10 protein-coding genes are annotated in these 20,220 nt (G+C 58.8%); 8 read left to right on the top strand and 2 right to left on the bottom strand.

Going from position 1 to position 20,220, the window contains the following annotated elements; genetic code table 11:
• Window positions 1-75: 75 nt before the first annotated feature.
• Window positions 76-2,088 (bottom strand): hypothetical protein, encoded by a 2,013-nt coding sequence (locus tag I6F16_RS18665; protein ID WP_225114286.1) that lies wholly within the window; start codon window positions 2,086-2,088, stop codon window positions 76-78.
• A 78-nt stretch (window positions 2,089-2,166) separates the two neighbouring features.
• Window positions 2,167-4,503, bottom strand: a complete 2,337-nt coding sequence (locus I6F16_RS18660; RefSeq protein WP_225173968.1) for an AAA family ATPase — start codon at window positions 4,501-4,503, stop codon at window positions 2,167-2,169.
• Between the two features lie 341 nt (window positions 4,504-4,844).
• On the opposite strand from I6F16_RS18660, the gene rfbC reads away from it, so the two are divergent.
• The 8 genes from rfbC (at window position 4,845) to I6F16_RS18620 (ending at window position 19,608) form a co-directional block, all read left to right on the top strand.
• On the top strand, window positions 4,845-5,402 hold the full coding sequence (rfbC, locus tag I6F16_RS18655; RefSeq protein WP_036029165.1) for a dTDP-4-dehydrorhamnose 3,5-epimerase: 558 nt from the start codon (window positions 4,845-4,847) through the stop codon (window positions 5,400-5,402).
• 14 nt (window positions 5,403-5,416) lie between these two features.
• Window positions 5,417-6,475, top strand: coding sequence for a dTDP-glucose 4,6-dehydratase (gene rfbB, locus I6F16_RS18650; protein ID WP_036029219.1), 1,059 nt, complete (start codon window positions 5,417-5,419; stop codon window positions 6,473-6,475).
• A gap of 7 nt (window positions 6,476-6,482) precedes the next feature.
• Window positions 6,483-7,469: a dTDP-4-dehydrorhamnose reductase gene (gene rfbD / locus I6F16_RS18645; protein WP_225114284.1), complete on the top strand. Its 987-nt coding sequence runs from the start codon at window positions 6,483-6,485 to the stop codon at window positions 7,467-7,469.
• Entirely contained in the window at window positions 7,378-8,265 is an 888-nt protein-coding gene (gene rfbA / locus I6F16_RS18640) for a glucose-1-phosphate thymidylyltransferase RfbA (protein WP_225114283.1), read from the top strand. Before rfbD ends, rfbA begins: the two co-directional genes overlap by 92 nt.
• 110 nt (window positions 8,266-8,375) lie before the next feature.
• A complete protein-coding gene (locus I6F16_RS18635; protein ID WP_225114282.1) occupies window positions 8,376-15,656 on the top strand; it encodes a DUF4082 domain-containing protein in 7,281 nt (2,426 codons plus the stop codon).
• A gap of 10 nt (window positions 15,657-15,666) precedes the next feature.
• Window positions 15,667-15,987: a hypothetical protein gene (locus tag I6F16_RS18630; RefSeq protein WP_057029412.1), complete on the top strand. Its 321-nt coding sequence runs from the start codon at window positions 15,667-15,669 to the stop codon at window positions 15,985-15,987.
• Entirely contained in the window at window positions 15,965-18,184 is a 2,220-nt protein-coding gene (locus I6F16_RS18625) for a peptidase domain-containing ABC transporter (protein WP_225114281.1), read from the top strand. The genes I6F16_RS18630 and I6F16_RS18625 overlap by 23 nt, the downstream gene beginning before the upstream one ends.
• Window positions 18,181-19,608, top strand: a complete 1,428-nt coding sequence (locus I6F16_RS18620; protein WP_074448161.1) for an HlyD family type I secretion periplasmic adaptor subunit — start codon at window positions 18,181-18,183, stop codon at window positions 19,606-19,608. Before I6F16_RS18625 ends, I6F16_RS18620 begins: the two co-directional genes overlap by 4 nt.
• Window positions 19,609-20,220: the final 612 nt, after the last annotated feature.

Here is a 20,220-nt window from a genome sequence, read left to right as displayed (position 1 = left end):
CCGCAAATTTAATGGCGTGCGCCCCTTTGTCGCCGATCTGCGATCGTGGCGTGGGCTGAGGCGCGGCTCTTGAGGTCATCGAGAACCCCTTTGCGAACTCTGCGCGTGCACCTGGTCGAGGAACGTCGGATCGAGTTCCGAAATCAGGCCTTCGAAATAGATCTTACCATCAGCCGAGGCTGACCGGTACGCGGTCACAAGGGCTGGCTTGAGGGCAGGGCGATGCCTAACGACGAGGCTGACGTCCCGTTTGATCAATTCCCGCAGGTCGGGCTCCCGCACCATGACATCTGCGGCGAGTGCGACCGATACGCGCAACGGAAGCAGGTCCAAATCATTCGGCGCAGTATAGTATGACATTCTGAGCATCGCCGCCGTGTTGGGCTGGGGCGAACTGTGCTTCGACGTCGCCGCGAGCAAGAGCCAAATGTCGCCGCGGAGTGGCGAAGAGCGCAATGCACGGGCAAACTCGTCCGAAGTCATGGGAGGAGCTGTCCTTTGTTCGTCGGCCGCCAGAGCTGAATCCCGGTTGGATGTTGATTCCCCTCGGATCAACAAATCTTTGCGCGCTGCCGCAAGGGAAATCGTCTTCGACATCGCGCTCGGCCCTGCTGCTGCAGTCGACAGAACTGCCGGCAAAGACGATCTTGCACCGAGATACCGCTCAGGAAGGGCCATCCACGCTGCCTCCACGATCAGCACAATACCAAGTACCATCAGGCTAACGCGGGGCCAAATGGCGACTACCGTTGGGGTCAACGTTCGGCGAGGCGCAGGTGCTTGAACTGCAATTTGGTCAGACGTCGCTTTCGGCTCACAAGATATGGCGTCACGTCCTGCGTCGGAGAGGCTTTGACCGAACGCCAGCCCAAAAAGCGCAGCGACCAGAAGCGATGCTCCTAAACCCAGAATACCATGATCGGAAAACGCGAGTATCGTCACTGCAATCAATGCACCGGCGCCCAGCGCTGGGAAGACGTAATCGTAAGCACGCGACAGAGCACGTCTGATCAGCACAGAAGCGCAGAGCAAGGCAGCAACCACGACCGCGCAGAGAAAAGCCCACCCCATGTCTATAACGATCGTGGCGGCGGCGGTTGGTCTTTCCGGCGAGTCGCCAACTCCGGCGTCCTGATAAATCGGCAAAAGTACCGTCGAAGCACCCGCACCGGATCCTGCCGGCGCGACGTCCTGCAGCATCCGTTCTGTCGCGGCCTGACTGCTCATTGACAAGACGATCGTCAGATCGGTGTTCGTTCTGAAGGGAATGACCGTAGCCGTGGCAATGAAGACAATCGTGGCAGTCGCAAGGACGCCAGCGGTACCCCACAATCCCGGGAACCACCTGCGAACCGCGAACACCGAGAGCAAGATTTCTGAGCCGAGGAGGGCCGAGACGAGTGCAGTTGAGTTGCCCCGAATGAGCAGCGCCGCCATACAGACAATCAATGCGATGGTCGCGACGGACAACGCAGGGAGAGGGCCTAGCGCAATTGTTCCTGGCCGACTGCGTCGGAGTATTTGATCGACCGCACGAATTGCCGTTGCGCAGGAGAGCAACACACCGAGCACCGCGACGGTTGAGCCATCGGGCCCAGCCACACCGGTTATTTCCCTGCCGAACCACAAGGCGGTAACGATTGTGGCTATCGACAGCAGAATATGTAGCAGTCGCGCTGCGCGATGTCGGTCAAGCGCGATGACTGCTGCAGTGAGACCTGCAGCAAGCACGGCGCAATACTGCACGAGCGAGAACATGGTCGCCGTGGTGTCGACTGTGATTTTTTCGGCGAGGGGCTCGTTTAAGGTCGCCGATGCAGTAGCCCAAATGGGATTGCCGAGTTTGCCAATCGGCATCGGCACCGCCTGCAAAGCCATCCAGAGCGCCGGAGCCGCGAGTACAACGACGAGACTAGGACGGAGCAGTTTAGCAAGCCCGAGGGAGGAGGGAGGTAGAAAGATCGCGACCGTTAGCGCCGCTGTTGCGAGTACCACCGATATCAATACCCAGGCCTGCAGGCTTTCTGGCATTGCAAGCGCCGCGGCAATCGCCACCAACTCGGCCAATATGACAAGCCGGACCATCATGTGAACACCCGTGGTGTTGTGCGGTCACTCCGCTGGTCCCTCAGGCCAGCTAAAGGGGCAGGCCGCTATGAGCGAGCCTCAAGAGCCAGAAAGACCATAACGGATGTAATGGCTATCATGGTAATAGTAGCTCCGATGACCGTCATATCGAGCCATCGCCTTGGTATCGGTCTTGCTGAGAACTGCCCCAATCAGAGATTCGTGAACGTTTGGTGCCGTGTGCAGTGCGTGTTGCACGACATCAATCTTGGTCCGGCCCCATTCAACAACGAGAATGTAGCAGTCAATCAGGGATGAAGTGGCTCGAACATCCACCAACGGCGTCAAGGGCGGAAGGTCGACGATGATGTAGTCATACTCGGCTCGTAAACGGTCGAAGAGTTTGCTTATCGAGTCCGCGCAAAGAATTTCGCTGGTGTGGAGCAAAGGTCCGCGACGCACGGCGGGCAGAAATGCAAGATTGGTCGTCGGGTCCCTCCAGACAGCTTCGGCGAGCGACCGGCTACCGTTTGCTACTTCGATGATCCCGCAGGCCGCCTTGGGCGCGAAGATGCCGGTTAGTGACGGATTCCTGAGGTCGCAATCGACGATGATAGCTCTTTTGCCGGTGTGCCCGATCAACTGTGCGAGCGAGGCTGCAATCGTGGTCTTCCCCTCATTCGGTAACGCAGAGGTAATGCCGACGACCTGGGAAGAGATTTTCGCCGGGTTGTGGTCGATCGCTAGCTTGATGGAACGAATGGCCTCCGTATATCGAGATAGTGGCATCCCGACCACGGTCTGATGAATTGCGGTTGGAGACGAGGCTATCCGTCGCTGAACATCATCATCGGTCTTCTGAAGGCGGATTGGTGGTTTGGGAGATTTGCGGGCCGGCAACAACGGGACCAAAGATAGACAAGGCAACTCCAGTACGGTTTCCACCTGTGAAGAGGTCCGAAAGACGCGGTCCATGAGGTCTCTGAGGAGCGCCAAGCCGATGCCCAGCGCGAGACCGCCGAGAATGCCAAACGCCAGGATCAACCTTGCTTTCGGCTTGCTCTTGCTCGCCGGCGGCGAAGCCGGAAAAAGTACCCGCGTATCCGAGGTGGGAAACGTCTCCTGCTGTGTAGAGCCCATGTAGCGCTGAAGGAAGGTCTCGTACAAGCTATGCAGGCCCTTTGCCTTGCTTTCCAAGTCCTTGATGGTCAGCTCAGCAGAATTGACCGAACGGGATTGCGAAACGGCTTTGGATAATTGCTTTTCGATCTCTTCCTGGCGCTGTTTGGCCAGTTCGAATTCGCTTCGGCTGACCTCGGCAAGTCTCTTGACCTCGTCAAAAATGGAGACGCGGAACTCTCGCGCGCGGTTCCGGATATTGACGACTGCCAAGTGGTCACGACCGACCCTCGCGGCCAACTCGGCCTCCCGTCTCGTGAGCTCCAGATATTGCTGGCGTAGCCCGGTAATAATCTGGCTGTTAAGCGCATCCGTTCCAATAGCATCCAGATTGTCTATCGAGGACGGCTTTTTCGGGTCGACGGCAAGGAGAGTTTCATAACGAGCCAACTTGGCGGTGGCTTCAGATGTCTGAGCACGTGCGGCGGCCAATCGATTGTTGATCTCCGTGATCTGCTGCTCGTCGATGGGCTTTCCACCCAGAGAAACAATGTTGTTCTGAGCCTTGTAGACGTCGACGGCACGTTGCGCGGCGAGGGCTTGGTCCCCCAGATCACGTAGCCTCTCCTGCAGCCAACTGGTTGCCTTGCGATTGGCGTCGAATTTTGCATTGAGCTGGTCTGCAACATAAGTGTCGGCTATCGCATTCACGATCTCCGCGGCCCGAGCTGCGTTGCTCGAGCTGTAGCTGATCTCAATGACCCGGCTGTACCCGACACGTCCAGCGGAAAGCCGACTGAGAAATGCGTCTACGAGAGTGTCCGATGGTTCGCCATTCGTCTCGGGTGGCGCATCCTTCTTCGATCTAGTCGAGGGCCATGGCCAAATTCGTTGCCAGAGCGCCTGCAAAGAGAGGCCGGATGCACTAAAGTCCGGATCCTCGGCCAGTTTCAACTTGTCAATTACTGCAACCGCATTGGCCTTTGATCTCAGGAGCTGAAGCTGTGTCTCGATTTGACTGAGATCGAAGGCCGGCTCGGCGAGGAGTGATTGCTGCTGGACAAATTGAGGCCTGGGATTGGCCAAAAGGATCTGAACCTGCGCCGTATAGGTTGGGGAAGCCACACGGAGATAGAGCAAGCTGGCCGCAGTGGCGAGTACGGCGCTAACAAGGATTACGAGATACTGACGCCGTAGAAGCCCGATGCCGAAATTGATGACGTCGGTGATCCCTCCACCGTCCGCCTGGGCGGGTTGCGCCGGTCCGTTCACCGGCAGCCGCATTCTATCCGCATGTTGAAGATTGTTCTGAAGCATCACGTACCTGTCCGACGATTGGTCACATTGCGCCCGCCCGCCCGCAGGCGGCATTTAAAGCGATCTGCGAGATGGTATGAAATTATATACCTTATAAAAACCTGCTTGCCAAATTAAATAGACAATATATTAATCGAAGCGGAGATGAAAAATGCAGGTGTGGCGGCTTTGCTCAAAGGGGCGTTTGCTAATGCCCTGAGATTTCCGTGACTTGCAGGCTGATCTAACGGCTTTCGCCGAAATCGTGCGACGGTTTCGTGGTTGATTGTGAGCGTGAAGATTAATCTCGACGGGGATTATGGTCCGCCTCAACGAATTGAGAGCGGACAGAAGGGTACCCAATGTTGGAGCTGCGATCCTTGGCGATCCCTGATGTCAAAGTCATTCGCACAGATCGGTTTTCCGACGCCCGCGGTTACTTCTCTGAGACCTTCCAGCGATCAGCGTTTGCAGAGAAGGGAATTCTCCATGACTTTGTTCAAGACAATCAGTCCAGCTCGGATCAGATCGGCACGGTGCGCGGCCTGCACTTCCAGCGGCCGCCGTTCGCCCAGGCGAAGTTGATACGGGTGTTGAGCGGGGCGATTCTCGATATTGCAGTTGACCTCCGGCGTTCATCGCCCAGCTTCGGCAAGCACATCGCGATACAGCTGGATAGTGAAACCGGCGAGCAGGTGTTCATCCCGAAGGGGTTTGCGCACGGCTTCTGTACGCTGCAGCCCAAGACCGTCGTCTTATACAAAGTCGACCAGGTCTATGCCCCAAGTCATGACGGTGGCGTTTATTGGGCTGATCCAAGGTTAGCGATCGAGTGGCCCGTGACGTCCTCAGAAGCCCACGTGTCGCCAAAGGATCAGACTCTTCCTACGCTCAGCCAGCTCGGTTGCGTTTTCGACTAGTGGAGACGAGTAGAATGCGTATCTTGGTGACCGGCGGAGCGGGCTTTATCGGTTCTGCGGTCTGTCGCCGTTTGGTGCTACAGACCGGTGCCGCAGTGATCAACATAGACAAGTTGACGTATGCAGCCAATCTGGCTTCGCTCGCGAGCATCGAGAAGCTGGAGACTTATGCGTTCCTGCAATCCGACATCTGCCATCGCGCGGCCATGGATCTTGCGTTCGCTGACTATGAGCCTGACGCGATCATACATCTGGCCGCCGAAAGCCACGTCGACCGCTCCATCAACGGACCCGACGCCTTCGTCAATACCAATGTGGTTGGCACCTACACGCTCTTGGAGACGGCCAGAGCCTACTACGAACGTCTACCGGCTTCGAGGCGGAGGCACTTCCGATTCATCCATGTGTCGACAGACGAAGTCTACGGCTCGTTGGGACCAGATGATCTATTTCGCGAGGATACGCCCTACAGGCCGAGCTCGCCCTATTCGGCGAGCAAGGCCGCCGCGGACCACCTCGCACTCGCGTGGTTTCGGACCTACGGCCTGCCGGTGATGGTGTCGAACTGCTCGAACAATTACGGGCCGTATCAGTTTCCGGAAAAGCTCATCCCGCTGACGATTCTCAATGCGATCGACCGGAAGCCTCTGCCGGTCTATGGCGACGGAAGGAATATCCGCGACTGGCTTCACGTCGATGATCATGCCGCGGGCTTGATACGACTTTTGCACGAAGGAAGGCCCGGCGAGAAGTACAACTTCGGCGGAGATGCCCAGCGATCCAACCTGGAGGTCGTCACCCGGATCTGTGACGTTGTGGATCGCTTATCTCCGGGCGCGGGGTGCAGACGTTCTCTCATTACGTTCGTGCCGGATCGTCCCGGGCATGATGCCCGCTATGCAATAGACGCATCGAAAGCACATCGCGAGCTCGGCTGGAAACCGATCAGAACCTTCGAACACGGCCTGTTCGAAACCGTCGGATGGTATCTCAAGAACCGCGCCTGGTGGGAGCGTGCTCGTAGTGGGGTCTATGACGGCTCGCGTCTGGGTCTCCTGGCCGCCCAAAACTGAGGTGGAGATGACAGATCGACCAATCCTCTTTGCCGGACGGAATGGTCAGCTGGCAATGTGCCTTCGTGATCTTGCCACAACGCGCGGTTTGCCTGCGGTGGCTCTCGGGCGCCCAGAACTCGATCTAGAGAATCGGGAAGGTATCGACAAGCTCATTGCGTCGATCGGGCCGTCTGCGATCATCAACACGGCCGCCTATACGGCGGTAGATCAGGCCGAATCTGAAGCGGCGAGGGCCTTCAGCATCAATCGCGATGGCGCGGCCACGCTGGCGGATGTCGCGTGGCAAATGAACATTCCGCTCATCCATCTCTCGACCGACTATGTATTCGACGGTGCGAAACCCGAGGCGTACGACGAAAGCGACATTCCGGCGCCGTTGAACGTCTACGGCGCATCCAAGCTTGCCGGGGAGGCTGCTGTATTGGCAGCGCACCCGCTCGCGACCGTGATCAGATGCTCCTGGCTTTACAGTCCCTATGGCAGCAACTTCGTCCGAACGATGCTGCGGCTATGCGAGACGCAGCAGGTCGTGAGGGTTGTCAGCGACCAACATGGTAACCCGACTTACGCGTTCGACCTCGCGGAAGCCGTCCTTCGGATCGCTCAGCAATCACTAACCGACGATCGCAGGGCCACGGCCGGCATCTTTCATCTCGGTGGCCAAGGCGAGGCAAGCTGGTACGATTTTGCGCAGGCAATCTTTCACGAGTGTTCCCGTCGTGGAGCGCGGATTCGGGCGCTCGAGGCGATCACGACTGAGGAGTTTCCGACCGCTGCGCGTCGGCCTCGGAACTCGCGCCTGGACTCATCCAAGGCCGAACGCGTGTTCGGGATTCGCCTGGCGCCTTGGCGCCATTCACTCCAAGCTTGTCTGGACCAGCTGGTCGGAGGAGAAACCGATGCTGAAGGGAATCGTGCTGGCTGGCGGCAGCGGAACGCGCCTCTATCCGATCACACGAGTGGTCAGCAAGCAGTTGCTCCCGATCTATGACAAGCCCATGGTCTACTATCCCCTGTCGACGCTGATGTTGGCAGGGATCCGCGAAATTCTGATCATCACCACGCCTTCGGATCGGTCTCAGTTCGAGGGATTGCTAGGGGACGGCAGCCAATGGGGGATCAAGCTTAGCTATGCCGAACAAACCCGACCCGCTGGTCTGGCAGACGCGTTCATTGTCGGGGCCGATTTCATCGGAAGCGATCGCGTGGCGATGGTGCTTGGGGATAATATTTTCTTCGGCGATGGCCTGAGCGAGTTGCTTGCCAGGGCGGCAGGTCGCGCGGAAGGCGCAACCGTCTTTGCCTATCACGTGCGAGACCCAGAACGGTACGGCGTGGTCGCGTTTGATGAAGCGGACCGCCCCGTGTCGATCGAAGAGAAACCCAAACGGCCGGCTTCGAACTGGGCAATCACGGGGCTGTATTTTTTCGACAACCGCGTCGTCCGCTACGCTCGCCGTGTCGAGCCATCGGCGCGCGGCGAGCTCGAGATTACCGATCTTCAGATGCGTTACCTTTCGGCCAATGCGCTCCACGTTGAACGCATGGGGCGGGGATTTGCGTGGTTGGATACCGGCACGGTCGAATCTCTCATCGACGCAGGGACGTTCGTGCAGACCCTGGAGAAGCGGCAGGGAATGAAGATTGCGTGCCTCGAGGAGGTCGCGTTCAGACTTGGCTTTATTGATCGCGATCAACTTCTAGCGTTGGCTCAACCGTTGGAGAAGAGCGGCTACGGCAAATATCTGAGCGAAATCACGCGACTGCCGCAGTTTGCCTCGCGTTAGCACCACTCGGCCGATATCGAAGCCGGCTTAAATTATATGTATTGAATTGACCATGGTTTAAAATGTAATTAAAATATTAGGAGGCGATTATTCATTTAATCGGTATGCTCATGCTGATTCAAAAGGCGACCGCCTTCGGCCGGGGAACTCGGCACGTTTTTTGGGAGCAGGATATTCCAGCCCTTTGGCAGGAATCGCCGGTCGCGAGCGCTTTCACGGGTTTCGACGCACTTGGCCTCTGGGCTCCGCGGGTTGTTGATCGATCAGTAAGCGGATCATTCGCTCCAGTGAGAGACGCCGCGTTCTTCAAACAGGCGCATCGGGCCGACTCGGCGGGCTTGCGCGGCGTTTTGCCCGCTCTCTTCGCTGCACCTTCCCGGTCGCGATTGCCTGCGCTGCTATCTTCGACGTCTTTGACGAGCGGTCATAATGGCCTGACGCCAACGCTCTCATTTGTGGCGAGCGAAGCGGCGCGGAAATCACAATCGACTTCCACCCCAGGCGCCACTCACTGGGTGCATCCGATTGACGGAGCCTGGAATGTCGCAGCGAACTGGAGCGCCGGGCTCCCAGGCACCATCGACGCTGCGTTCCTCGATGCAGCCGGAACGTATGTCGTCACGAGCTCGGGCGGTGTTGATATTGGGAGTCTAATCCTCGATGCAGGTGCGACGCTTTCGTTGGATGCCGGCTCGCCATTTATCGTCGAACGCGATGTGCTGAACAATGGGACAGTCGAGGTTGGAGCGTTCCTCGGCAATCGCATTCCGACCGGGGAGTTCAGGGGTGACGTCAGCGGTACTGGATCTTTCGAGATTGCAGACAAGGCGATCTTGGAGATCGGAGGTTCGGTTTCCGGCCAGTTCTTGAATGGATCGTTCTCCGGCATAACGGTGTCGTTCGAAACGGGAACTGGCACGCTTGTCCTCGATCAGTCGGCCAACTTCCACGGCTTGATCGCGGGCTCGTCGCCGGGAGCGCCGCTTGCGCCAGGCAACCTCATCGACTTGAAGGATCTCCCCTTTACATCGTCGATGTCGGCGACCGTCCAATACGACAATAGCTCGAATATCAGCACGGTCGATTTCAGCAACGGTGCGGCCAATGTCTCCTTGCTGTTCTCGGGGATGGACTTGAATTGGAATTTTGAAAGCGATGGGCAGGGAGGCACCATTGTTTCCGATCCGCCCACGAATCCCATTGTACTGGAAAACCAGAAGCCAGGTACGCCGAAGAGTGTCTGGCAGATTCAGCCGGGCGAGAATTCAACTCTGACAGAAGGATTTGCGACAGCAATCAGCACCAATGTCGGAGGGACGGTCCAATTCAAGATCAACAACCTGACCGGCAACCCGAACTATCGCGTCGATGTCTACCGGCTCGGCTATTACGGCGGCGATGGTGCCAGGCTGGTTACGAGCCTGCAGCATCAGGCCGCAACGGCGGTCGTCCAACCCGATCCATTGCGCGATCCGTCGACCGGGCTCGTCGATGCCGGCAATTGGAGCGTGACCGATTCCTGGAGCGTACCGGCCGATGCGGTCTCGGGCGTCTACATAGCCAGCGTCGTCAACGGCACCGAGATTTTCCAGATCCCATTCATCATAAGGAACGACGCTTCGCACAGCGACATCGTCCTCCAGACAAGTGATCAGGACTGGCAAGCCTACAATGGCTGGGGAGGGGCCAACCTATATTTCGGGAATGGTCCGGGCGTCCGTGGATCAGCCTACGCGGTCAGTTACAATCGCCCCCTCATAACGCGTGACGGCGAGGGAACTTTTTCCGAGGGGGGAGACTCCCCGTTCACGGCTGAGTTTGCGGCCATTCAGTGGCTCGAGCAAAACGGGTACGACGTTTCTTACATTTCGGGAATCGATGCTGCGACAAACGGCTCGTTGTTGCTCAATCACAAAATCTTCATGGACGCGGGGCACGACGAGTATTGGACCGAAGCTCAGCGTGCCAACGTACAGGCCGCAGCGCATGCTGGCGTGAACCTTGCATTTCTCACAGGCAACGAGATCTATTGGAAAACAAGGTTGGCACCCAGCATCGATGGCAGCGGATCAGCCAATCGCACACTCATTAGCTACAAGGATACGCACGCAAATGCGTTGATTGATCCAACAGGACAGGCGACCGGCAATTTCTCTGACCCGCGGTTCGGTCCGCCTCTCCCCTCGAACGAGTTGACCGGTACATTGTTCGCGGTCAACGCATTCCGGTACGATACGATCACGATACCGTATCCAATGACCCAGTTGCGCTTCTGGCGCAATACGGCTGTCGCGCAAACGTCACCCGGGCAGACCGCCTCGCTCGTACCTGGCCTGTTAGGCGTTGAATGGGACACGGCGCCGGACAACGGATTTCGCCCAGCGGGGTTGATGAGTGTCTCATCTACCACATTGCAGGTGAATGGACAGCTTCTCCTCGATTATGGCAACACGTTCGCAAACGGCACGGCAACCCACAATCTCGTGCTGCATCGGGATCCCGTCAGTGGCGCACTGATATTCTCGGCCGGTTCGATCAACTGGCCGTGGGCGCTTGCAAGCGACCACGACGGACCTGCGACTCCGGTAGACCCTAATGTCCAGCAGGCGATGGTCAACCTTTTCGCTGATATGGGCGTTCAGCCGGCGACGCTGCAAGCAAACCTGACGGCCGCGATTCGGTCGACCGACACCACGGCGCCGACGTCTAGTATCGGCAATCTCTCGGCTGCCAGCGTTGTCGAGGGGCAATCGATCACGGTGACGGGGACGGCCAATGACGCGGGCGGAAAGATTGCCGGCGTCGAAATTTCCACAGATGGTGGAAACACCTGGCACCCAACCAACAGCAATGTCGGCGCGGCGACCGTGACCTGGTCATACACGTTCGTCACAGGGGCCAAAGGGACCTATAATCTCAAAACCAGGGCGGTCGACGACAGCCTGAACCTGGAAACATCCGGTGCGGGCGCAACCTACACGGTCACACCATCTTCCAACCTGACACTCTTCAGTAGTACCGATACGCCTGCGTTGCTCTCAGACAGCGACTCCGCCTCGGTTGAGCTCGGCGTCAGATTCGTCCCGGCCGTGTCGGGGAAGATCACCGGCATTCGCTTCTACAAAGGGCCTCAGAATACTGGCACCCACATCGGAGATCTCTGGACCGCAAACGGCACGCTGCTTGCGAGCGCCACCTTCACCAACGAAACCGCGAGCGGCTGGCAGCAGGTCAATTTCGCCACGCCTGTGAGCGTGAACGCTGGCACGACGTATGTTGCTTCCTACCACGCGAACACCGGTCACTATTCGTCGACCGACTTCTACTTCATCGGTTATGGAGGCGTTACGAAAGGTGCGCTCACCGCGCCGGGTAGCAGTCTCAACGGTGTCTATGCCTATGGCAGCGGCCCGACCTTCCCCGGCACCGTTTCCTCGACGAAAGCTCCGAATTATTGGGTAGACGTCGTTTTCGATGATTCAGGCGTGGCGTCGCCACAAGCTAATGGCGACAGTGGCTTCACGGTTACCCAGAATGGCTTGCTGAATATCGCGGCATCGACGTTGCTTGCGAACGACACCAACCCCTCCGGGCTGGCTTTCTCGCTTACCAGCGTCGGTAACCCGGTCAACGGAAGCGTAAGCTACAACTCGCAGAACCAGACGGTGACCTTTGCTCCTACCGATGGCTATGCCGGCGCGGCGAGTTTCACGTACACGATCACAGACACGAGCGGCCAAAGTGGTTCCGGCCAAGTGTCCCTCAAGGTCAACTATCCGGTCTCCTCGCAGAGCCTGTTCGGCACCAATGATGCGCCAAGCGTCCCCAATTCCGGGGATACCAGCCCCGTCGAAGTCGGAGTCAAGTTCACCGCATCGGTGAACGGGACGATAACCGGCCTGCGCTTCTACAAGGGATCGTTGAATACGGGTCCCCATATTGCGGATCTCTGGAGCTCGACCGGAACTCTGCTCGCAACTGCGACGTTCACGAACGAGACAGCCAGCGGCTGGCAGCAGGTCAACTTCTCCACGCCTGTGACGATTACGGCAGGCACCATTTATGTCGCATCCTACCACACCAACGGCAACTATTCTGGAACCCAGAACTATTTCACGACATCGCTTGCCAACGGGCAGCTAACGGCTCCGGCTGTCGGCAACGGAGTCTATGCCTACGGATCCGGAAGCACGTTCCCGACGAATACCTTCAAATCCTCGAACTACTGGGTCGACGTCGTCTTCAACGGCTCCTCCAGTCCCAACAATACGGCGCCAACTGCGGTCGCCGACACCGCTGAAGCCACCGAAAAGGGCGGCGTGAGCAACAGCGTCGGTGGCACGGCGGCGACTGGCAACGTGCTGACCAACGATACCGATCCCGACGCGGGCGATACCAAGACGGTCACCGCCGTCAGCTTCGGCTCGACCGGCGGCACACTCGGTTCAGCGCTGTCTGGAGCGCACGGCAGCCTTGTGCTCAATGCCTCCGGCGGCTTCACATATACGGTCAACGAGACCGATGCGGCCGTGCAGGCCTTGCGGCAGTCGACCGACACGCTCAGCGATATCTTCAATTACACGATGCGCGACGCCGCCGGCGCCACGGCATCGTCCACACTCACCGTCACAATCCATGGCGCCAACGACGCGCCGGTGCTGGCCGCCCAGACCGGCAATCAGACCGCAACGGTCGGTACGCCATTCTCGTTGACGCTGCCTGCGGGTACCTTCACCGACGTCGATTCCGGGGATTCGCTCGCCTACACGGCGACAGCCGCCGACGGCACGGCACTTCCCGCATGGCTGACCTTCAACGCCTCGACGCGGACCTTCAGCGGTACACCAACGTCCAGCAATGTTGGCACCCTCAGCATCAAGGCCTCGGCCACCGATCTCGGCGGCCTGTCAGCCAGCGAGACGTTTAATCTCACGGTGACGACAACGCCCTCAACCGTGAGCCTGTTCTCGAGCTCGGACACGCCGGCCATCCTGTCGGATTCCGATGCGTCGCAAGTCAATCTTGGCGTGAAATTTACGTCCTCCGTGGCCGGCACGATCACTGGCGTCAAGTACTACAAGAGTGCAAACGACCCCGGGACTCATACGGGCTCGTTGTGGAGCAGTACCGGCACGCTGCTGGCGAGTGCGACGTTCACCAACGAGGGCAGCAGTGGCTGGCAGACCGTCACATTCAGCAATCCCGTGTCCATCTCGGCTGGCACGACCTACGTGGCGAGCTTTCACAGCAATGGCCATTATGCGTCCACCACCAACTACTTTACCACCGCGCGCACCAGCGGTCCGCTCACGGCTCCTGCGAGCATCAACGGCGTCTACACCTACGGCACCGCTAACCTGTTTCCGACCAGCACGTACAACGCCAGCAACTACTGGGTCGACGTCGTCTTCAACGGCTCCTCCAGTCCCAACAATACGGCACCAACTGCGGTCGCCGACACCGGTGATGCCACCGAAAAGGGCGGCGTGAGCAACAGCGTCGGTGGCACGGCGGCGACTGGCAACGTGCTGACCAACGATGCCGATCCCGATGCGGGCGACACCAAGACGGTCACCGCCGTCAGCTTCGGCTCGACCGGCGGCACACTCGGTTCAGCGCTGTCTGGAGCGCACGGCAGCCTTGTGCTCAATGCCTCCGGCGGCTTCACATATACGGTCAACGAGACCGATGCGGCCGTGCAGGCCTTGCGGCAGTCGACCGACACGCTCAGCGATATCTTCAATTACACGATGCGCGACGCCGCCGGCGCCACGGCATCGTCCACACTCACCGTCACAATCCATGGCGCCAACGACGCGCCGGTGCTGGCCGCCCAGACCGGCAATCAGACCGCAACGGTCGGTACGCCATTCTCGTTGACGCTGCCTGCGGGTACCTTCACCGACGTCGATTCCGGGGATTCGCTCGCCTACACGGCGACAGCCGCCGACGGCACGGCACTTCCCGCATGGCTGACCTTCAACGCCTCGACGCGGACCTTCAGCGGTACACCAACGTCCAGCAATGTTGGCACCCTCAGCATCAAGGCCTCGGCCACCGATCTCGGCGGCCTGTCAGCCAGCGAGACGTTTAATCTCACGGTGACGACAACGCCCTCAACCGTGAGCCTGTTCTCGAGCTCGGACACGCCGGCCATCCTGTCGGATTCCGATGCGTCGCAAGTCAATCTTGGCGTGAAATTTACGTCCTCCGTGGCCGGCACGATCACTGGCGTCAAGTACTACAAGAGTGCAAACGACCCCGGGACTCATACGGGCTCGTTGTGGAGCAGTACCGGCACGCTGCTGGCGAGTGCGACGTTCACCAACGAGGGCAGCAGTGGCTGGCAGACCGTCACATTCAGCAATCCCGTGTCCATCTCGGCTGGCACGACCTATGTGGCGAGCTTTCACAGCAATGGTCATTATGCGTCCACCACCAACTACTTCACCACCGCGCGCACCAGCGGTCCACTCACGGCTCCTGCGAGCATCAACGGCGTCTACACCTACGGCGCCGGCAATCTGTTCCCGACCAGCACGTACAACGCCAGCAATTACTGGGTCGACGTCGTCTTCAACGGAACCAGCGGCAGCAACCAGCAACCGGTGGCTACGACTGACAGCGGCTTCCACGCCACTCAAGGCGTCCCTCTCACTATCGACGGGGCGGCACTGCTTGCCAACGATACCGATCCGAACGGAGACGCTCTGACGATCACTGGCGTGAGCGCTGCCGCTAATGGGACCGCCAGCTTCAACGCCCAGAACAATTCGGTGACGTTTACGTCAGCGAGCGGCTTTACCGGACCGACTTCTTTCGACTACTCCATCTCAGATGGCCGTGGCGGCACTGCAAGCGCCTCCGTCAACGTGACGGTGCATGCCCCATCGTCCAACGTCGTTAGCCTGTTCAGCTCCAATCCCACGCCGAGTGTTGTATCGGCCAACGATGGGCAGGCGATCGAGGTTGGTATGAAATTCCAGGCCTCCGCCCCAGGTGATATCATCGGGCTACGCTTCTACAAGGGACCGTCCAACACGGGTACGCACGTTGCCGATCTGTGGAGCAGTACCGGCGCGCTTCTGGCGACGGCCACGTTCACCAACGAAACGGCGAGTGGCTGGCAGCAGGTCAGCTTCAGCACTCCGGTGACGATCGCGGCGGGGACCACGTATATTGCGTCTTACCACAGTGCGGGGGGCTATTCTGCGGATCCAAACCTCTTCGCCAGCTCCCTCACGAGTGGACCGCTAACGGCTCCGTCGTCGTCGTCGAGCGGCGGCAACGGCGTTTACGCGTATGGGACCGATAGTTTGTTCCCGACGAGCAGTTTCAACGCGACGAGTTACGCCGTAGACGTCCTGTTCAGACCTCAGCTAGCAGCATAGGAGACGTAAGATGCACGCCGAACTTTATACCGATGGAATCGAAGAAATTACCGTCAGTGGAACCATCGTCCGCGTCGATCTGGTCAGTCTTTCACCGACAGAGCGTGACGCCAACAACGCTCCGAAGCGCGTATTTTCTCAGCGGCTGATCTTTTCGGTCGAATCTTTCGCTAACTCGGTCGACGTAATGCAGAAGGCGCTCCAGGGCCTGGTCGATGCGGGCGTCGTCCGGCGGAACCAGCCAGCTCAATCGCACAACGGTGCGTCGGGAGTACGTGATGCGCTGGCGCACAACACACGGTCTCTGAATGTCTCTTCGAACTTCCGCTGACATCGATGCCGCTGGCGGCGCGAAGGACCGGGTTGCGGACGCGCCCGCGCCCGGATTGTCGACCCAGACGGCATTGGAATGCCTGTCCAAGGTTTCCAGTCACCATGGCATAGATCTGCCGGTCGAACGCTTGAAGCATGCGTATGCGGTAGCCGGCCCGCTCTCGTTGAATCTCCTGCTGCGCATGGCGAAGGATGCAGGCCTGCGCGCGAGGAGCACGAAGCTGGATTGGGGCGCGCTGATTCATCTTGGAGAGGCCTATCCGGCGCTGGCGAGGCTCGCCAATGGCAACTGGATCGCCGTTCTTGGTGCGGGACGGCGAACTGATGGCACCGAGGTCGTCAGCATCTTCGACCCGCTCGCCGACCGCAAGCACGAGGTCTTGGTTGTCGAGCGCGATCGATTCTGTGCGCAGTGGGCCGGTGACACGATCCTGATCAAGCGCGAGCAGTTGACACAGGATGGCCGAGGGAGTTTCGGCCTCCGGTGGTTTGTGCCGGAACTGCTTCTTCAATGGCGGCTGTTCAGGGACGTCGCCATTGCCGCCATCCTGCTCTATGCGTTGGGCCTCGTCATCCCGATATTTTTCCAGCTCGTCATCGACAAGGTTTTGGTTCACGAAAGCTTCACCACTCTGTACGTACTCGCGGTAGGAGCGGCCGTAGCGCTCGTCTTTGACGCGATATTCGGCTTTCTGCGGCGCTACTTGTTGCTATATGCGACCAACAGGGTCGACATTCGCGTCGCTACGAAGACGTTCGGTCATCTCCTCGGGCTACCGGTTACGTTTTTCGAGCACATGGCCGCCGGAGTCCTGGTCAAGCACATGCAGCAGGCGGCGAGGATCCGTGAGTTTCTGACCGGGCGCTTGTTTCTGACGACCCTCGATGCGCTTTCGCTGTTCGTCTTCCTGCCGGTCCTTGCGCTTTATAGCGTCAAATTGACTTTGATGGTCCTGGCCTTCACCGCCGCGAGCGGCGCCGTCGTCGGCCTGCTCATGGGTCCATTTCGACGACGACTGTACGATCTATATCAAGCGGAAGGTGCGCGGCAGGCTCTCCTCGTCGAAACAGTTCACGGCATGCGCACCGTGAAATCGCTGGGGATGGAGCCAGTGCAGAGCAGGGTGTGGGATAGCCGCTGCGCGCAGTCCGTGACCATGCGATTCGGTGTCGAGAAGATCTCCGCAGGCGCCCAGGCGCTTACCGGATTTCTGGAGAAGATCATGACGCTCGGAATCATTTCCGTCGGGGCACTCGATGTCTTTGCCGGCGAAATGACAATCGGCGCGTTGGTCGCCTTCAATATGCTGGCCGGCAGGGTCTCCGGACCGCTGGTCCAGCTCGTGACCATGGTGCACGAATACCAGGAAGTGGCTCTTGCCGTGAAAATGCTCGGCGAGGTGATGAATCAGAGGCCTGAGCGCGACGGTCGGAAAGATGGGCTGCGGCCCGACCTTGCCGGCAAAATCGAGTTCGAAAGTGTCTCTTTTCGCTACGGATCCGAGGGATCGCCGGCGCTTGATGATGTCTCCTTTACCGTCGAGCCAGGATCGATCTTCGGGATCGTGGGACGGAGCGGCTCAGGCAAGACGACTCTCACCAGGCTGATTTCGGGCATGTATCCGGTGCAGCAGGGGCTGCTGCGCATCGACGGATATGACTCGAGGGAGCTCGACCTCGCGCATCTGCGCCGAAACCTTGGGATCGTCCTGCAAGACAATTTCCTGTTTCGCGGGACGATTCGCGACAATATCGCCTGCGTGAAACGTGATGCCACCTTTGCCGAGGTCGTCGCTGCAGCTCAGCTCGCAGGCGCCGACGAGTTCATCGAACGGTTGCCGCGTGGCTTCGACACCATGCTTGAGGAGGATGCATCGAACCTGTCCGGCGGGCAGAAGCAGCGGCTCGCGATTGCGAGAGCTCTGATCGTCAATCCAAGGATCTTGATTTTCGATGAAGCGACGAGTGCCCTCGATGCCGAAAGCGAAATGATCATCAGGCGCAATCTCCGCCGTTTGGCGGCAGGACGTACCGTTATCGTCGTCTCGCATCGGTTGTCGATGCTGACCGAAGCAAGCCAGATCCTGGTGATGGACCGCGGCCGAATCGTCGATATGGATCGCCACGACCACCTCCTGTCGAAATGCACTATCTACAGGCATTTGTGGAATCAACAGATGAAGCAGATTGCATGAGGGAGACTGGTCCATCACGCGCGGATGTGAATCCGAACGGTCTCGTTCCGGCCAGATCGGTCGAGCGCCGCCGCAAGCTATTCAGGCCAGTACCGAGGCGAGCGCCAGTCATCGCCGAGTTCCAGTCCGATGCGACCGAACTCGAGCAGCAAGCGCCACCGCGGCTCGCGCGCTTCATCCTTTACGGCGTACTTGCACTAATTGCTTTCGTGGTCATCTGGGCTTCCGTTTCGCAGGTGGAGATGATCGTCACGGCGCAGGGAAAACTTACCACGACGCGTCCCAACCTGGTCGTGCAGCCGTTGGAAACGTCGGTCATACGCGAGATCCACGTCAAGGCCGGTGATCGCGTCAACCGCGGCGACGTTCTGGCGACGCTCGATCCGACGTTTTCGCAGGCGGATTTCGACCAACTGCGCGGCAGAGTGGCTGGATTCGATGCGTCGATCGATCGTCTGAGCGCTGAATTGAACGGAATCGAGTATGCCGTCAAAGAGCTGACGAACGCGGATCAGATCCTGCAAGGCAAGCTGTTCTTGCAGAGGAGAGCCGCCTACGAGGCGCAGATTCAGAACTACGACGCACAGATCGCATCCGCGCAAGCCAATCTCAAGACGGCACAGAATGAAGAGGCGGTTCTCCTTCAACGGCTCGACACGATGCGTTCGATTGAAGCGATGCGGACCACGCTGATGGATAAGGAGGTCGGTTCGAGGCTGAACTTCCTGCTGTCTCGCGATGCTCGGCTCGAGGTCGAAAGCAATCTGGCGCGTGTTCGCGGCAGTATCGCCGATAGTACCCATCGGCTCGAAAAGGCCCGCGCTGATCAGAAAGTGTTCGCCGAGGAGTTTCGTCGCACCACCTATCAGGAACTGGTGGAGACGCTGCCGAAGCGCAATAGCGCGGCAGAGGAATTGAAGAAGGCCGAGCTTCGTCGACAGTTGATCATCCTGCAGGCGCCGGCAGATGCCGTGGTGCTGGATATCGCGAACCGGACAGTCGGCTCGGTGGTTCGCGAGGCCGAAACGTTGTTTGTTCTGGTTCCGCGCGACGTGCCGCTTCAGGCGGAGGTCAACGTCGAGGGGCGGGATATCGGTCAGGTGGCGCTCGGACAGTCGGTTCGGATCAAGTTCGAAGCGTTTCCCTTCCAGAAGTATGGAACTGCAACGGGAGAAGTCCGCGTCATCAGTCAGGATACGTTTTCCCCGGATACGAAGGCCGAAGGTGCGCGCCGCGCGCCAGCTCCCTATTACCGCGTACTGGTCGATTTGTCGGACACGCACCTTCGGCTGCCGGCTGAACGCATTCAACTGATTCCGGGTATGGCGGTGACGGCCGAACTGAAAGTCGGCAAGCGCACCGTGATCTCCTACTTCCTCTATCCATTGCTACGCGGACTGGATGAAAGCATCCGGGAGTACTAGGTAATTCAGCGTAGATGCCGGTTCAGGTAGATCAGTCCTCATCCGGAGAGGGCGCGCGCTCGCGAGAGTCGAACTACGCCCTTTGAGGCTTGGTGCTGCAGCCCGAACATGGCCGCCGGGCGCACACCCATCGTCTGGATGGATCTTTCCCGACCAGTAAAATCGCTCGCAGGAGGCGTGATCTCCAAACGCTCAATGTGTTGCTTGTCTGTCCACCTGCCGCCTGAGAGCACTAGGCCTTAGCAGATACTTCGTCCAACGTCCCTCAGCTGACTGCACTTCAGGGCCGAAGTATGCCTTCGGGGTGGCATTACAGGCGATTGTCGAAGAGTGCTGCGCGCGCTGTCGGGTGCGCGTGTCGGCACTTGCATCGAACTGACGGAGGAAGTCGCGGCGGTGGAGGGCAAGAGCGCCGCACGCTGTTTCATTCCATATCGTCAACCGCGGGGCCGAAAGCTTCAAAGTCGCGAACAAATACCGCGAGAAAATAGGGACGGATCTAAAATTTTAATTTATTTATCTTCTTGAAAATAACCGCCCGGACGGTATTATAGAATAATAATTAAATGCTGTTTCGATTGAATAATACATTGTTCTGCAGAGGGTTGCGGT

This window comes from Bradyrhizobium sp. IC4060 (assembly GCF_020193715.1).
GTDB lineage: Bacteria > Pseudomonadota > Alphaproteobacteria > Rhizobiales > Xanthobacteraceae > Bradyrhizobium > Bradyrhizobium yuanmingense.
The sequence above is the reverse complement of the archived record's forward strand: the minus strand, read 5'-3'. Positions and strand labels throughout refer to the sequence as shown.

Bases quoted from the DNA above. Each gene is read 5' to 3' on its own strand.
- I6F16_RS18665 (WP_225114286.1), bottom strand. From the start codon at position 2,088: ATGATGGTCCGGCTTGTCATATTGGCCGAGTTGGTGGCGATTGCCGCG.
- I6F16_RS18660 (WP_225173968.1), bottom strand. From the start codon at position 4,503: ATGCTTCAGAACAATCTTCAACATGCGGATAGAATGCGGCTGCCGGTG.
- rfbC (WP_036029165.1), top strand. From the start codon at position 4,845: ATGTTGGAGCTGCGATCCTTGGCGATCCCTGATGTCAAAGTCATTCGC.
- rfbB (WP_036029219.1), top strand. From the start codon at position 5,417: ATGCGTATCTTGGTGACCGGCGGAGCGGGCTTTATCGGTTCTGCGGTC.
- rfbD (WP_225114284.1), top strand. From the start codon at position 6,483: ATGACAGATCGACCAATCCTCTTTGCCGGACGGAATGGTCAGCTGGCA.
- rfbA (WP_225114283.1), top strand. From the start codon at position 7,378: ATGCTGAAGGGAATCGTGCTGGCTGGCGGCAGCGGAACGCGCCTCTAT.
- I6F16_RS18635 (WP_225114282.1), top strand. From the start codon at position 8,376: ATGCTGATTCAAAAGGCGACCGCCTTCGGCCGGGGAACTCGGCACGTT.
- I6F16_RS18630 (WP_057029412.1), top strand. From the start codon at position 15,667: ATGCACGCCGAACTTTATACCGATGGAATCGAAGAAATTACCGTCAGT.
- I6F16_RS18625 (WP_225114281.1), top strand. From the start codon at position 15,965: ATGTCTCTTCGAACTTCCGCTGACATCGATGCCGCTGGCGGCGCGAAG.
- I6F16_RS18620 (WP_074448161.1), top strand. From the start codon at position 18,181: ATGAGGGAGACTGGTCCATCACGCGCGGATGTGAATCCGAACGGTCTC.